Raw genomic sequence first — 14,662 nt, 5'->3', positions numbered from 1 at the left:
TCTCTTACTTTAACGCGCCCATGGCAATACCACGGACCAAGTGTTTTTCGACTAACTTAAAGCACAGCAATGTAGGTAACATGGTCAGCGTCGCTCCCGCCATAACTAGCGGCCAGTTCACCATGCCATCATCGGCTGCACTGGCATAAAGCCGTGATAATGCAATCTGAAGTGTGCGCACTTCTTCACTATCTGTAGCAATTAAAGGCCAGATATATGAATTCCATTCACCAAGAAAGGTAAACAACGCCATCGCTGCAATAGCAGGGCGTGCCATTGGTACAATCACTTTCCATAGTACTTGCAAGTGGTTAGCACCATCGATCCATGCGGCTTCATCCATTGCCTTGGGAATACCCTTGAAATACTGGCGCAAGAAGAACGTAACAAAACCACTCGCAATAGATGGCAATATCAATGTCCAATAGCTATCCAACAGCCCAACTTTCGCCATATTGAGGTAGTTCGGGATCAAACTGATATGCCCGGGTACCATTAACGTGGCAACCACCAGCCAAAATAATACCTCACGCCCTTTAAACTCGATTCTGCTAAACGCATACGCAGCACAAATAGAGACGGTTAGGCTTAAAACTGTAACCGCTATTGAAACGATAGCTGTATTGAGCAAATAAAGCGGAAAGTTCATCTCAGTAAAAGCGTAAACGTAATTCTCTAATGAGAACCCAAGCTGTCCAGAAGCGTATGAATCAAACGGTATAAATGACAGGAAGACACCATAGCCTATCGGGAACAAAAACATTAAGCCCATCGCGGTTAGGATAACCATCGATAGTGACCAACGCGTTTTCTTTGGCGCTAGTTGGATTGCTTTAACTGCCTTCATAATGCACCTTCTTACCAATCAACTTCGATTTCACAATGGCTAATATCAACAACATAATGAATAAAATCACAGCTAAGGCTGAACCTTGCCCTATATCAAACAGCACAAAGCCAGTGCGATACAACAAGTTAACCAACATATCAGTGGCAAATGCAGGGCCGCCATTTGTCATGACATTTACGATGGTAAAAATCTGGAATGACTCCACAACAGATATAATCAACAAGAAGTACGTCGTTGGCATCACAAGTGGGAAAGTCACGCGTCTAAATACATGCCACTTTTTACCGCCATCAACCTGAGATGCTTCATATAGTTCATTGGGGATCGCTTGCAGACCAGCAACATAAATGACCATGTCATAGCCAAGCTGTTTCCAGGTATTGACTATAATAACAACCCAAAGGGCTAACATTGGTGACTGCAACCAAGTAACCTTCTCAGCACCAAACACTGATAATATATTGTTAATCAGCCCAAAATCAGTCGCGAATATCCAGCTCCAGATAACAGAAATAGCCACAGTCGATGTCACTGACGGCAGGAAATATGCGCCACGTAGAAAGCGGACAAGCTTGGTTTCATTAACTAAAAAGTTAGCTAATAAAAGAGCGAGTCCTAACCTGACAGGGACGGATATCACTACGAATATCAAAGTAATATAGAGTGAATTTCGAAATTCATCACCAGACAGCAATTCTTTGTAATTATCCAGCCCGACATAGGGCATGTCATTACTTAGAAAATTCCAGCTATGAAAACTATAAATAAAGGACGAAACTATCGGCCAATACGTAAATATACCTATAAGCAATAAGCAAGGTAGTACAAATAAATAAGGTGCTATTCTTTTCATAGTTTTGCTTTATAGGCGGAATTGCTTCCGCCAATTCAATAATTAAAGGCGAGATTCAACTCGGCGGTTAAACGCTTTCAGGGCTTTATCTGCACTTTGCTGGCCTAGCGCAATTGATTCCCAAATACCTTGCTCTTGCGCTCGGATCCACGCCATTGCAGGTGGACGAGCTCGCCCTTGAGCCACTGGTAACTGCTCCATTGCTGCACCAAAATCAGGGTTTTCTTCAAGCAGTTTTTTAGACGAGTCTGTTTCTAACGCGTGCTTATTTACAGGCATATAACCCGTATGCTGAAACCAAGTCGCACTCGTATTTACTTGTGCTAAATATTCCATAAATTGCCAAGAGGCCGCTTTTTTATCATCGCTAATATTCGCCATCATGCCGACACCAGCACCGCCGATTGGCACACGGCATTCAACCGTACAAGGCATCGGTAATACAACCAAATCATCACCGAGCAAGCGCTTGTAGTCACCAAGGTTACCAGTGGTGTCAAAATGAATTGCAACACGGCCTGAACTGAAGTGTTGTTTCACCATCTTCTCGTCAGTAACACTTTCAGCGGAAGCCACTCGGTGCTTGTGGTACAAATCCCCCATCCACTGGAAGGCTTCAATCGTAGCTTCATCTGCTAAGCCTGATTGGTTTGTTGTGGCATCAACCCAATCACCACCGTTTTGCATTACCAAGCCAAAACGAGTGAACTGGCTTGGTGTATTTATGCCATAAACGTTGTCCGCTCCCAGTTCGCTCTGTACTGTCTTAGCAACATCCAAAATTTCATCAAACGATGTCATCACTGGAACAGATTCATAACCCGCTTTTTCTAACAACGACTTATTCACATACATTAGTGGTGTCGAAGAATTAAACGGCATCACGTAATTACCGTCTTTATAATTACCTATCTCTAACGCAAATGGCTGAAGCTCTTCAGTGAACGCTGTGTTCTCGTCGTAATAACCATTAAGATCATTCAGCACACCAGCCTCGGCAAAAACACCGTATTGTGTCACCTCAAGCACTGCCATTTCAGGATTACGGCGAGCAGGAATAGATGCTTGAAGCTTAGTAATAATATCTGAGTAACTACCGTTATAAGTCGCTTTAACTTCTATGCTGTCATGCAAAGAATTAAAATCGTTAATGATATTTTCCAATACAACTTCGGCATCACCAGATTGGTTATGCCAAAGCTCAACGTGTACAGGGTTAGCTATCGCACCTGCCGCTACAAACGACAATGCCAATGCTGAAAGGCGCAGTTTCATGATTCATTCCGTGGTTATCTGAAAAACTGCGAAGTATGCTAAGCAAATAAAATGACATTTCTGTTTCAGTAATTCGTATGTTCGTTGAAAAGAGCTTTGCAACGATTGCAGAAGAAAGATAAATATATGTTTATTGGCGAAATTAATATTTTGCAATCAAAGTTGCAATTGGATGAATTTTGCAATTTTGACATTTAACCGTCATTTAAACTGGTTATATTCAGCGTAAATGTACTATTCATCGTGAATGAAATGAACAATAAACAAATCAATTACCAAGTAAAATTTCGCAATGCCATTCAACAACTTATTGTGGGCGTAGAAGGTAAGCTCACCAAATCAGAAGTTAAAGTCATCGACTATTATCTAGCAAATACAGACCACGCTGGGCACAGTGGAAAACAAATTGCCGAAGCAACTTATGTCCATCCATCAACCCTAGTCAGGCTTGCACAAAAATTAGGGTTTCGAGGTCATCCTGAGCTCAAACAGTATTTAATTAAGTTTGCTAATCAATCTGTCGATGCGAGTGATCGTCATCAACACACCCTGTCACAGATGGAAGGTTCGGTACTACAATCCACCATCAACCAAGAGATTGAACACCTAAAACTAATAACCAGTGCAATATCGCAACCGTTGCTAGATGAAGCCTGCCAGCTAATCTTGTCGGCGAATAAAGTCTTTATAAATGGTCAGGACAATACTGAAGGCGTCGCCAATCATTTTTCACGTCGACTGAACCGCTCCGGTATTGATACTGCAACGGTTTCATTAGGCCGTTCTAAACTTGCTGAATGCCTGACAACATCTCAACCCGAAGATGTCCTCATTTTATTTTTCAATAACACGATGAGTGAAATGACCGAGAAACTGATCAAGATAGCCAGAAACTTGCAGTTACAGGTCATCGGCATTAGCGATCTCAGTTCACTGACTGTTCCCCAAGACTTATTGCTGCTGCGTATTTACCGTGGGGAAACTAAAGGAACTAAATCTGTCAGTCCCCCTTTAGTCATCAGTAACGCGATCATTCGTAACCTAACGGTATTAGCAGAAGAAAGAGTTATACAGGGGCTTCGCCGATTTGAAATGATCCGAGCATTAGAAAGTTAACGAATGATATTCAACGCCTGATATCCGATTAACCCAACGATTAAGATAGCAGTTGGATAAATTGAGCCTTTAACCAATTTCGCAGCGTCAATACCGATTCCAATTTCAGTTTTTCAGGCTGGCAGACAAAATAAAAGCTATGGTGCGGGTTCAATACTGGTTCGCCAACCTGTACTAACATGCCATGCTTAATATCGTCACGCACAAATTGCTTGTGGGTGATCAGCACCCCTAAACGACGAATGGTTGCCTGTACCGCTTGTACCGACGCGGTAAAGCTTAAGTTACGCTGCTGGCTCGGCACCACTAAAGTATTGGCATCACACCAAACTTGCCAGTCATTTTTACGCCTTGGATTAGTGGTAAAAATAGCCGGAAACTGTGCTAATAGCTCTGCAGGGGAAATATCCTCATTCCCTTCAATTAAATGCGGGCTACACACCATGATCAACTCATCGTCACCTAATTTTTCACAATGGTAGTCCTGCCAGTCATCCGACTGACCGTGAATCAGTGCGATATCGACCCCTTCATGCTCCAAGTCGAAGACATGAATAATGTTAGAAATTCGAATATCAATATTGGGGGCATGATGCTGAAAATCTGACACTCTAGGGATCCACCAATGCAAAGCAAGTGAGTTAACCATGTTTAGGGTTAACCGGTTTCCTTGCCCTTTATTGGCTAGCGATTCACTGGCTTCAACTATTTGCGTCAGCGCTGGTGCCACCTTGCTATAGTAACGACGCCCATCTTGATTTAGCTCGACTCGTCGTCCTACTCGACGAAACAACCTAATGTTCAGCTGACTCTCTAACGCTTTAATCGCCTGGCTCACCGCGGAGTGGCTGACATTCAGATGCTCTGCCGCCTCCGTCATACTTCCTGTCTCGGCAACGGCAACAAAGGCATAGATAGATTTAAGCGGTACGAGCTTTCTCATTAGTAAGTTTTTCTAACAGTTTTAGTTAATATTATTCGCTTTTTTAACCATCGCAAGCCACTTACAATTTTATTATCAAAAACCCGATGCTTATCCAGTTTTCACTCTCTAGACCAATCGTTTTCGTACTTAAGGAAATATAATGCCCACCGACCTTCGCCCCGTTGCTTTCATGCTTATCTCAACCTTTACACTGTCTTTTAACGGGCTGATCATGAAGTTTTTGAGTGGTAGCTTTAGCACTGAAGTGCTGGGGGCATTACGCTTTATTTTTCCGGCTCTTATCATGTTGGGGCTACTAAAGCTCTCTGGTTGGGCTATACCGGATAGCACCAACCGCCGCCCTATTATCATTCGAGCACTGTGTGTTGTTGGTAGCCAGTTATGCTTCATCACAGCTTTAAACTCACTCACATTAGTTGAAAGTGTGGTGCTATTTAGTACTGGTCCGTTATTTATACCTGTATTAGAAAAACTGTTATATAAAACCCCGATTCAAGCAATAACTATTTTTAATCTGGGGCTCACTTTCACGGGGGTGCTATTACAAGCAGGTAGCCCAGCAGGCATTGATATTCGCCCAGAGTTATTAATTGGTTTAGCCGCTGGTATGTTCAATGCCTTATCGCAGGTCACCTTGTTTAAAGGGGCTAAATCAACCTTGCCAGCGGCAGCGGTGAATGGTTGGTGCTTTTTACTTGCCGCGCTTATTTTGACTCCTGCTGCCACGCTGGCGGTGTTTAAATCAAACGGACAGGTACTGTACGACAACGTACAACTCCCAGAAGCCTCAACACTATTAATTGCAGCTATGCTCGCGTTGCTCGCGTTAAGTACCGTTGGCACCCAAATGTTTAGAGCCAAAGCCTATAAACTTGCATTATCAAGTTCAGAACTCGCACCTTTAATTTTCACCAATCTATTTTTCGCGATTATTTGGCAGGTACTGTTCTTTGATGAAAAAATGGCATTGAATAATGTGCTCGGTATTAGTCTAATCATTCTTGCTACCTTGGTTAATACCTTCTATCCAAGGTGGCTACAGTATCAACGTGCATGTAAACATCAGCAGCTCAGTGTTAGGTAATAATCAGTTAATGATTGCTAGGAAAATCTAACCGATGTTGCTGCGGGATACCGTGTTTACTGCAATATTTTTATTTATGGGATCAAAATACGGCCCATTTGTACTCGAAAGAAGAGCCAAAATAAGAACCGCCCCTGCTTACCAGAAGTAAACAGGAGCGATGAATATTGCTTAGGCATGTTTTTTAGCTGCTAAAGAAACCTTCAATCTGGCTCAGCTCATCGGTTTGAGTCAAGGCTAGCATTAACATGATACGTGCCTTCTGTGGGTTAAGTACCCCAGCAGCAATAGCGTGCTCTTTAGGTGTTACAAGCCCCGCACCAGTTCGACTAGACAACACAATTGGATAACCTTCTTCCTTGAGAGACTGAATTTTCTCCCTAACAGCCGTCGGCGTTGAACCATTACCGCTACCAGCAACAACGATACCCTGTGCGCCAGCTTTAATGAGCAAATCTAACTGATCTGCCTGCATGTCTTGGTAACTATAAACAATATCGACTCTTGGCAAAGATTCTAATTCTGACACATCAAAATTCGGCTTACCCATCGCTTTTGCTGGCTCATAATAGAACCTCGGCTGACTACCAGCAAAGGTGCCTAAGTAACCTTGATCGTGAGCCTTGAAGGTATCGAGAGAAATGGAGCTTGTCTTCGATGTGTAATAAGCGGCACCAATGGCATCATTAAGCAAAATCATCGTACCTCGCCCTACAGCCTCATCACTTGCCGCTAACTTAACAGCATTTAACAAGTTCATTGGGCCATCAGCACTGATCGCTGTTGCCGGGCGCATCGCCCCAACCACTACAATTGGCTTATCCGTCTGATTAACCAAATCCATGAAAAAAGCCGTCTCTTCAGTGGTGTCAGTACCATGCGTGATCACGATACCCTTCGTATCCCCCGCAAGTAACTCATTGGCTTTATTCGCCATATTAATCAGGATCTCACCTGTAATATTCGAGCTCGACGTATTCGCGACTTGAACACCATCGACTTCAGCAACATCGACAATATCCGGCACGGCCTCAATTAAAGTAGAAACAGCAATCTCACCAGCTTTATAGCCTGTAACATCGGTGGATTTCGCCGCTGCACCAGCAATCGTACCACCAGTGCCTAGAATTGCGACCTTAGGCAATGAGTCAGCCCACGTTGAAGTCGAAAAAGCGAGAATAGAAGCAATTGTGGTTGCTGTAATAATTTTGCGCATAATAGCCTTACCTATAATGTTTATTTTGTCATTAAATATGGCTAATGCACAGACTGTGCCAAACGAGCATGCCGTTAAATTGGGGATATTTGAAAGATGAAATTTGCTTGAGATGGGTAATTACAGTGCAAGCCGCACTAAACTAAAGCAAACTTAGGAATTAAATCATATAATTTTTAGAAAGTTAGTTTCTAAAACACACATGGATGTAGCTATGCAGAATCGACTAGGCACCGCAATACAACTCGTATTGGCCATTGCTATTTTTTACCTGGGTTACACCATTTACACGTTCACCAATACTATTAATAAAGTTGTCGACACCTATCCGCAAATGATGGCAGATATCAACACCACGGCGGATAAACTCGAAATTGAACAGTGGCTGTTACTGGCAAAAACCTTTGAAGCGCTAACACCCCAAGCTTTAATACTGGCTGACGACATCAAAACAACCATTAACGATGTTAATCAAACTGTTGCTTCAGTCGATCAAAAAATCCCACGATTTTTAGATGAAGTAAAAGCCATACGCAGCGAAACTATCCCTTCGGTTATTCAAACGGTGGAAACCGTTAATACAACCGCTCTGCCTAATACGTTGGCTGAGCTTGAAAGCTACCGCAAAGAGATACTCCCTGCGGTATTAGTCGAAAGTAAAGGTTATCGGGAGACCACTATTCCCGCTGTCATTATCGAGTCAGAATACTTACGCCAAGACGTGCCAATCATTCTGGCGAAGACTGACGAGATTGTAGAAAAAAGCGAACAACTTACCCAACAAGCAACTCAAGGGGCAGTGAAAGGCGTTATTCTCTCGCCAGTAAACTTAATCCGTGATGCTGGAACAGAGTTGAGATCCAAAATTCAAGAATAACTCGTTGTGTTGTGTATAGAAGCATCAATCTCATTATTGAATACACCGATACAGCTAGCGATAAAAATGAGTTTAGCTTGGTGGCTCACCAACAGCATGGGTAATCGTCACAGTTTTGATTAACAAAAATATCAACAAAATGTCACAGAAATACGTTCTTAATCAAATACCCTACTATTACAACGGATTTAATAGCACTTTTATCGTCACAGATCAGTGCTAATGTAAGGAATAAGCTGAATTGATGGAACATTTAACACTGCACCCTATCGAAAAGATATCTGGAATCGTTAACCTCCCTGGCTCCAAAAGCATTTCAAATCGGGCATTAGTCCTTGCTGCACTTGCCGAAGGAACAACAAAATTAACTAATTTATTAGACAGTGATGATACTAAGCATATGCTTACGGCCCTTACTCAATTTGGTGTCGAGTATCAACTCTCTCACGACAAAACGGAATGTACTGTTCAAGGCCTAGGAAAACCATTTAATTGCTCTACTTCATTAGAGGTGCTTTTGGGTAATTCTGGCACATCAATGCGAACGCTGGCCGCAATATTATGCCTTGGCGAAGGCGAATACATTCTTACGGGTGATCCTCGAATGAAAGAGCGGCCTATCGGCCATCTAGTTGATGCTTTAGATCAAGCGGGCGCAAACATTGAGTACCTAGAAAACGAAAATTATCCGCCTCTTAAAATCAGTGGAACAGGTTTGGTCGGGGGCAACGTTTCTATCGATGGTTCTATTTCGAGTCAGTTTCTCACAGCAATACTGATGGCTTTACCGTTAGCAAAAAACGATACCACCATTGAGATCCTTGGTGACTTAGTTTCCAAACCTTATATCGATATTACGATTCAATTGATGAAGCGATTTGGTGTTGAGGTTGAAAACCGTAACTACCAGCAATTCATAATAAAAAGTGGTCAAAAATATATTTCTCCCGGTAATGTTTTAGTGGAAGGTGACGCTTCATCTGCCTCCTACTTTTTAGCCGCTGCTGCGGTAAAAGGCGGTGAAGTGCAAGTGACGGGTATTGGCAAGCACAGTATCCAAGGAGATATTCAATTTGCCGATGCGCTTGAAAAAATGGGCGCTGTGATTGAATGGGGAGACGACTACATTAAATGTCGTCGCAATGATCTCGTGGGTATCGATATCGATTGTAACCATATACCAGATGCAGCAATGAGTCTCGCCATCATCGCTTTATTTGCCAAAGGTCCAACAACTATCCGCAACATATATAACTGGCGAGTTAAAGAAACAGATCGTTTGGCAGCTGTCACGGCAGAATTAAGGAAAGTCGGTGCGAATGTAGAAGAAGGGCACGACTACATAATCGTTGAATCCATTAATGATCTACAGCACGCTGAAATTGACACCTATGATGATCATCGAATTGCCATGTGTTTTTCGCTCATTGCACTTAGTGGTACTGCTGTAACGATCAATGATCCGAAGTGCACCTCGAAGACTTTCCCAGATTACTTTGACAAACTTAAAAGCCTCTGTCAGTAACACTCACCTTCAATAAAACTTCTCATTACAGGCATAGAGCTTAAGACTAATTCGCCTTAAGCTCTTTTCGTTCAAAAGCCGCTTATTTGCTCATAATAATCGATTTATTAACACCCACTTCTGCAATGAAATCTTGATCATGGCTGACTAAAATAAAGGCCCCTTTATAGTCCTTCAGCGCTGTAGCCAAAATTTGTTTAGACTCAATATCTAAATGGTTGTCTGGCTCATCAAGCAGTAGCAAAGGTGAATTCGCCATGTGGCTAACCATTAGCATTGAAAGTTTCATTTTCTCTCCCCCACTTAAATGAGCCACCTTTCGATATACAGAGTCGCGCCTAAATCCAATGCCTGCCAATAGTGTCCGAGCGTCACTTTCTGCCAGCCCCTCACAATTATTCATTAAGCTAACCAGCATTGTTTCGTTAAGCTCCAATAATCCAAAATGTTGATCCAAATACACGGTGTCAGTGTGCAGTTTTATGACTCCTGTGTAATTAGAGCCAGCCCCTTGGATCGCTTTTAACAACGTTGATTTACCACAGCCATTACCCCCAGACAGATAGCCTCGTTCGGCTTGAGAGAGCGAGAACGATAGCGCTTTACCCGAACCATACTTCAACCGACAGTCTTCAACCTTTAGCAAGGTACGCTTCTTTACGCAGCTTGATTGCTGTAAATACATGGCTTGGGGCTTTAACGTTTCCTGTTGTTGCTTCAACACCTGTAATTTCTCTTGATTACGCTCCAAGTAGTTCATCTGATTTATCGCAGCCGCAGCTAGGCTCTGCCCCGCCTTTTCCTTCATAGCATCCATTAATATCTTGGGTTGGCTGCCAGATCGTCTTATTCGATTTCCGTGCGCTTCTCTTTGCTGCGCCTTTTCTTTATTCGCCTGAGCTTGACGTTCAAGTCGCTTTTGTTCTGATTTATAGTGGAGAATCTGCTTATCCAATGCATCTGCTTGGATAGATGATTGCTCGAAATACGCATCATAGTTTCCACTGAAAAAACGCAGTCCTAAACTTGTTAGCTGATAAATACCATCGACATGCCTAAGTAAAGTACGGTCATGACTAATCAGTAGTATTTTTCCTTCAAACTGCTGAAATTGTTCAATTAACCATTGCCGACCACCAGCATCTAAATGATTCGACGGTTCATCGAGTAATAGAATGTCTGCATCGGATTCGAACAATTGGTGTAACTGCAAAAGTGCCAGTTGTCCCCCGCTCAAAGTATGACAATAAGTATTAAGGTTCGACTCGATCCTAAGCGCTTTAAGTGTGTCGAGTGTACGGGTTTCTATTTCCCAATCTTCTCCAACCACATCAAAGTGCGCTTGTTCACAGCTACCCAGCTCTATGGCGCGCAGAGCCAGGATCTTATCGTTGATGCCGAGAAAGTCTGCGATACGCTGATTGCTATCTAACAAGACAGAAGGTAATTGTGAATAAGCAGCGATCTTACCTTGGGACGACACAGAACCTTGGCTGGGATGAATATCCCCAAGTAACAAAGAAAATAAAACCGACTTTCCGGCCCCGTTTCGCCCAACTAACCCTGTAATGCGGCAGTTTAAGCTCAGATCGAGATCTCGAAACAGCCATTCACCCGTATCAAGTTGGAATGACAGTTTATGTGTATATATTGCAGGCATAAAAATACCTCCTTTTACGAAAACAAGTAAAAGGGGTTGTACCTTTCTATCGACGATAGATTGGCTAAGCCGTTACTTAGATGCAAACACCGCGCACGAACGAATATTGTTCAGATACGGTATTTCTCTGATTTTCTGCAAGATAGAAATGACGAAGTAACGCCCACTAACCCCTAGTGTCCAAATGTTTATTGCTAATAAAATGGATGTCAGGAAGTTAGTACTTCATTGGCGCGTTAAATCCTATAGATATGATGGCGATGATTTTAACGATAAGGGTATGGAAGAGTCAAGATTGTCCATCTTTAGCTATATATTTCCATTTATATAACAGGAGCCCCCTCCCTTATTATTTATTCACCAGCTGCATATTTCCGCTCTTTTTGTTCACTTTTTTGTCACACACCTGTCAACTTCACATCATCTAACTGTCACTTTCCAAGCTAATAATGTGCAACATCGAATGTGTACACGTGTTCACATTACCTCTCTGTTGTAATTTGCCTTTATGTCTTGGAGACACGCAGTGATAAATTCTGGAATACCACATCGTGCATTGAAGCACAGCCTAGTGTGCCTTTCTCTTGCTTATGCTGGCTTAGCTAGCGCAGCAAACTACGAAATTTCTGTTGTTGCTGGTGGCGCAGGTCCAAATGACCATTACCGTACAGATGCAATCGAGATGGCTGCTAACATTTTGATGCAAGAAGCCGATGCCGTAGGTGAAGAGCTAACAATCACCGTTAACAAACGTAACTACTCTGATTGGGATAGTTTCAAGCAGGCAGTTACCCTTGCATCAGAGTCTGGCTCTGCGCCCGACATTGTAGTAACAGGCCACGTCGATATCGCACCTTGGGCGCAATCGGGATTGATTTCACCTGTTGAAGATTATGTCGACATGGATGCATGGCCACTTAATAATTTGTATCCAAACCTTGTCGAAATGTCTTCTTTCAACGGTATGGTTTATGGCATTCCTCAAGATTCTGAAGCCCGTCCATTCTTTGCGTGGAAAGAGTACCTAACAGGCATTGGCTACGATGACGCAGCAATAGAATCCATGCCAGATCGCATCGAATCAGGTGATTACACCTTATATGACATGCTAGATGATGCAAAAAAAGCGCAAGACAAAGGCCTAGTCGCAAAAGGTTACGGCTTCTACCCTCGTGTGACCAATGGCCCTGATTTCTGGCAGTTTTACACCAGCTTTGGTGGCAAGCTACAAGATGCAGACTCTGGTCGCCTAATTTTCGATAAAACCGCCATGGAAAAAACCTACCAATTCTTTATCGATGCCGTGGAAATGGGCGTTACTCGTCGTAACCACATTGGTACACCTTGGGATCAATGGTATGCAGAAGTCGCAGACGGTAAAGCAGCCTTCTGGCATGGCGGCACTTGGCACTACTCTCGCTACACCGAAGCTGAAGGTCTCGACGATTTCTTTGGCAATGTACAGTTCAGCCTGATCCCATCAGGTAGTGCTGAAGACAAAGACAATGCAAATACCCTAACTCACCCAGTTGTTTACCTTGTTACTCAGCAAGACAACGAAGACAAAATGGAAGTCGCAGCCAAGCTAATTAAAATTGCTTCGGAGCCTCGAATTAATACGCTTCATGCCATTAAGTCATCTCACTTAGGCATAAGCCCAGAACAAATGAATATCGGTTTGTACAGCAACGACCGCTGGGCAATGGAAGCAACGGAGCGTCTACTTCCTCACGCAAGCTCAATGCCAAACAACGCTGATTTTGGTTCATTTTGGAACATCTATTGGAAAGGCTTGGAAGCTAGCTGGACAGGCCAGAAAACAGCTAAACAAGCTGTCGCCGACGCGGAACAAGAGCTTCGCGGTACCCTTGGCAACGGTGTGATTATTCAATAATCCAAACCGTAATTCCCTCCGGCAGATTTGCCGGAGGGTAATAGAGAGAACACCATGAATCGTTCAAAAACACTAGGGCCAGTGATGATGGCACCCGCTCTGGTCTTTGTTGTCTTATTCTTTCTGCTACCCGTTGTTATGACAGCTGTATTCTCATTTACCAATATGAGTACGGCAACAGGGATCAGCAGCGGAACATACCAAGTAACGCCTTCAGCTCTTCGCAATCTGAGTGCCGATTACGGCATGAATGAGCTTGCTAACGAGCTTAAGGAAACCCGCTTTACCGTTGATCAAGCTGGCCTTGATACGCTTGCAGAAGATGATACCGATGCACGCTTTATCGCACAGATGCAAACAAACCTACTTGGGCAGTCATTCGATAACCGCCGTGAGCTAACACGTGAGATGCGTAAACTACGCCATAGTCCGCGTAGTACTCGTGAGTTGAATGGCATGGCCAACCAATTTCAGCGTTCGGTCGGTACAACACGATACGATACCAAAACCGACATGCTTACTGCCGTTAACGCAGCAGGGATAACGTTAACAGATACTGAAGCCGAAGCGCTGCTAAAGGCATCATACACGGGTTGGGTTTGGACTAAAGAAAACTACCAGCGTATGACTTCGCTGCCTGATACCAAAACAGCCTTGAGCAACACCATTGTCTATGTATTCACCACGTTGACTTTGTTTAATATTGGCTTTGCGTTAGTACTAGCAATCGCCACTCACTACATGCCAAAAAATATTGCAGGTTTTTACCGAGCAGTTTGGTTGCTGCCACGTATCACCCCGCCAGTACTATATGTACTGCTATGGAAATGGTTGGCATGGGACACTGGCTTTATTTCAAACCTGCTTGGTATGTTCGGGGTCGCGTCGAAAAACTGGATGCTCGACACTCCAACCCATGCGTGGACTTTCGTTGTCTTAATTAATGGCTTCGTCGGTGCATCAATGGGCATGTTAGTACTGTCTTCTGCGATTAACGCGATTCCGAAAAGCCATTTCTGGGCAAGTGAAGTCGACGGCGCTAATCGCTGGCAGCAGATCCGCTACATTATTTTGCCCCAGTTACGCTGGCCAATCCTATTTATGACCTGTTACCAAACGCTATCACTACTGGCTTCATTTGATTACATCCTGCTTGCAACAGGCGGCGGTCCTGGTGGCTCGACCGAAGTTTGGGCGCTGCGTGCCTTCCGCACAGCATTAAGTAATTATGCCGGCAACTTACAATACGGTTATGGCGCAGCCCTTGCCATGGTATTAGTCGCCATCGGTATAGTGATGTCTATCGTTTACCTCAAAATGTTTGGCTTCAAAAAGATGGTTGCCAAGCCACGTATCGAGATTTAGG

At 43.5% G+C, this 14,662-nt stretch carries 12 protein-coding genes; 6 read left to right on the top strand and 6 right to left on the bottom strand.

Features of this window, described 5'->3' with window-relative positions:
* Nucleotides 1-4 precede the first annotated feature (4 nt).
* Genes L4D09_RS13735 through L4D09_RS13725 form a run of 3 tightly spaced genes read right to left on the bottom strand, consistent with a single transcriptional unit; the run spans nucleotide 5 to nucleotide 2,978 of the window.
* Nucleotides 5-847, bottom strand: coding sequence for a carbohydrate ABC transporter permease (locus L4D09_RS13735; protein WP_428458078.1), 843 nt, complete (start codon nucleotides 845-847; stop codon nucleotides 5-7).
* On the bottom strand, nucleotides 834-1,703 hold the full coding sequence (locus tag L4D09_RS13730) for a carbohydrate ABC transporter permease (protein ID WP_428458077.1): 870 nt from the start codon (nucleotides 1,701-1,703) through the stop codon (nucleotides 834-836). Before L4D09_RS13730 ends, L4D09_RS13735 begins: the two co-directional genes overlap by 14 nt.
* Nucleotides 1,704-1,745: 42 nt before the next feature.
* Nucleotides 1,746-2,978 carry an ABC transporter substrate-binding protein gene (locus tag L4D09_RS13725; RefSeq protein ID WP_428458076.1) on the bottom strand — a complete coding sequence of 411 codons (1,233 nt, stop codon included), beginning with the start codon at nucleotides 2,976-2,978 and terminating at the stop codon, nucleotides 1,746-1,748.
* Nucleotides 2,979-3,230: 252 nt separating this feature from the next.
* On the opposite strand from L4D09_RS13725, the gene L4D09_RS13720 reads away from it, so the two are divergent.
* Nucleotides 3,231-4,094 (top strand): MurR/RpiR family transcriptional regulator, encoded by an 864-nt coding sequence (locus L4D09_RS13720; protein WP_428458075.1) that lies wholly within the window; start codon nucleotides 3,231-3,233, stop codon nucleotides 4,092-4,094.
* A 40-nt stretch (nucleotides 4,095-4,134) separates the two neighbouring features.
* Here the strand turns inward: L4D09_RS13720 and L4D09_RS13715 are convergent, their stop codons facing one another.
* Complete coding sequence (locus L4D09_RS13715; protein ID WP_428458074.1) at nucleotides 4,135-5,037, bottom strand: LysR substrate-binding domain-containing protein; 903 nt, start codon at nucleotides 5,035-5,037, stop codon at nucleotides 4,135-4,137.
* Between the two features lie 142 nt (nucleotides 5,038-5,179).
* Between L4D09_RS13715 and L4D09_RS13710 the strand changes: the two genes are divergently transcribed.
* Nucleotides 5,180-6,124, top strand: coding sequence for a DMT family transporter (locus L4D09_RS13710; protein ID WP_428458073.1), 945 nt, complete (start codon nucleotides 5,180-5,182; stop codon nucleotides 6,122-6,124).
* 184 nt (nucleotides 6,125-6,308) lie between these two features.
* Here L4D09_RS13710 and L4D09_RS13705 read toward each other — a convergent pair whose 3' ends face one another.
* Complete coding sequence (locus tag L4D09_RS13705; protein ID WP_428458072.1) at nucleotides 6,309-7,340, bottom strand: type II asparaginase; 1,032 nt, start codon at nucleotides 7,338-7,340, stop codon at nucleotides 6,309-6,311.
* Between the two features lie 214 nt (nucleotides 7,341-7,554).
* Between L4D09_RS13705 and L4D09_RS13700 the strand changes: the two genes are divergently transcribed.
* Nucleotides 7,555-8,217 carry a hypothetical protein gene (locus L4D09_RS13700; RefSeq protein ID WP_428458071.1) on the top strand — a complete coding sequence of 221 codons (663 nt, stop codon included), beginning with the start codon at nucleotides 7,555-7,557 and terminating at the stop codon, nucleotides 8,215-8,217.
* Nucleotides 8,218-8,461: 244 nt separating this feature from the next.
* The gene (gene aroA / locus L4D09_RS13695; RefSeq protein ID WP_428458070.1) at nucleotides 8,462-9,742 is read left to right on the top strand and encodes a 3-phosphoshikimate 1-carboxyvinyltransferase; all 1,281 of its coding nucleotides are present in this window, start codon (nucleotides 8,462-8,464) and stop codon (nucleotides 9,740-9,742) included.
* 82 nt (nucleotides 9,743-9,824) lie between these two features.
* Here aroA and L4D09_RS13690 read toward each other — a convergent pair whose 3' ends face one another.
* Entirely contained in the window at nucleotides 9,825-11,402 is a 1,578-nt protein-coding gene (locus tag L4D09_RS13690) for an ATP-binding cassette domain-containing protein (protein ID WP_428458069.1), read from the bottom strand.
* A 526-nt stretch (nucleotides 11,403-11,928) separates the two neighbouring features.
* Between L4D09_RS13690 and L4D09_RS13685 the strand changes: the two genes are divergently transcribed.
* A complete protein-coding gene (locus L4D09_RS13685; RefSeq protein WP_428458068.1) occupies nucleotides 11,929-13,296 on the top strand; it encodes an ABC transporter substrate-binding protein in 1,368 nt (455 codons plus the stop codon).
* A gap of 54 nt (nucleotides 13,297-13,350) precedes the next feature.
* On the top strand, nucleotides 13,351-14,661 hold the full coding sequence (locus L4D09_RS13680) for a carbohydrate ABC transporter permease (protein ID WP_428458067.1): 1,311 nt from the start codon (nucleotides 13,351-13,353) through the stop codon (nucleotides 14,659-14,661).
* The last annotated feature ends 1 nt before the right edge of the window (nucleotide 14,662 follow it).

This window comes from Photobacterium makurazakiensis (assembly GCF_050336715.1).
Lineage (GTDB): Bacteria > Pseudomonadota > Gammaproteobacteria > Enterobacterales > Vibrionaceae > Photobacterium > Photobacterium makurazakiensis.
This window is presented reverse-complemented; position numbering and strand designations above follow the sequence as displayed.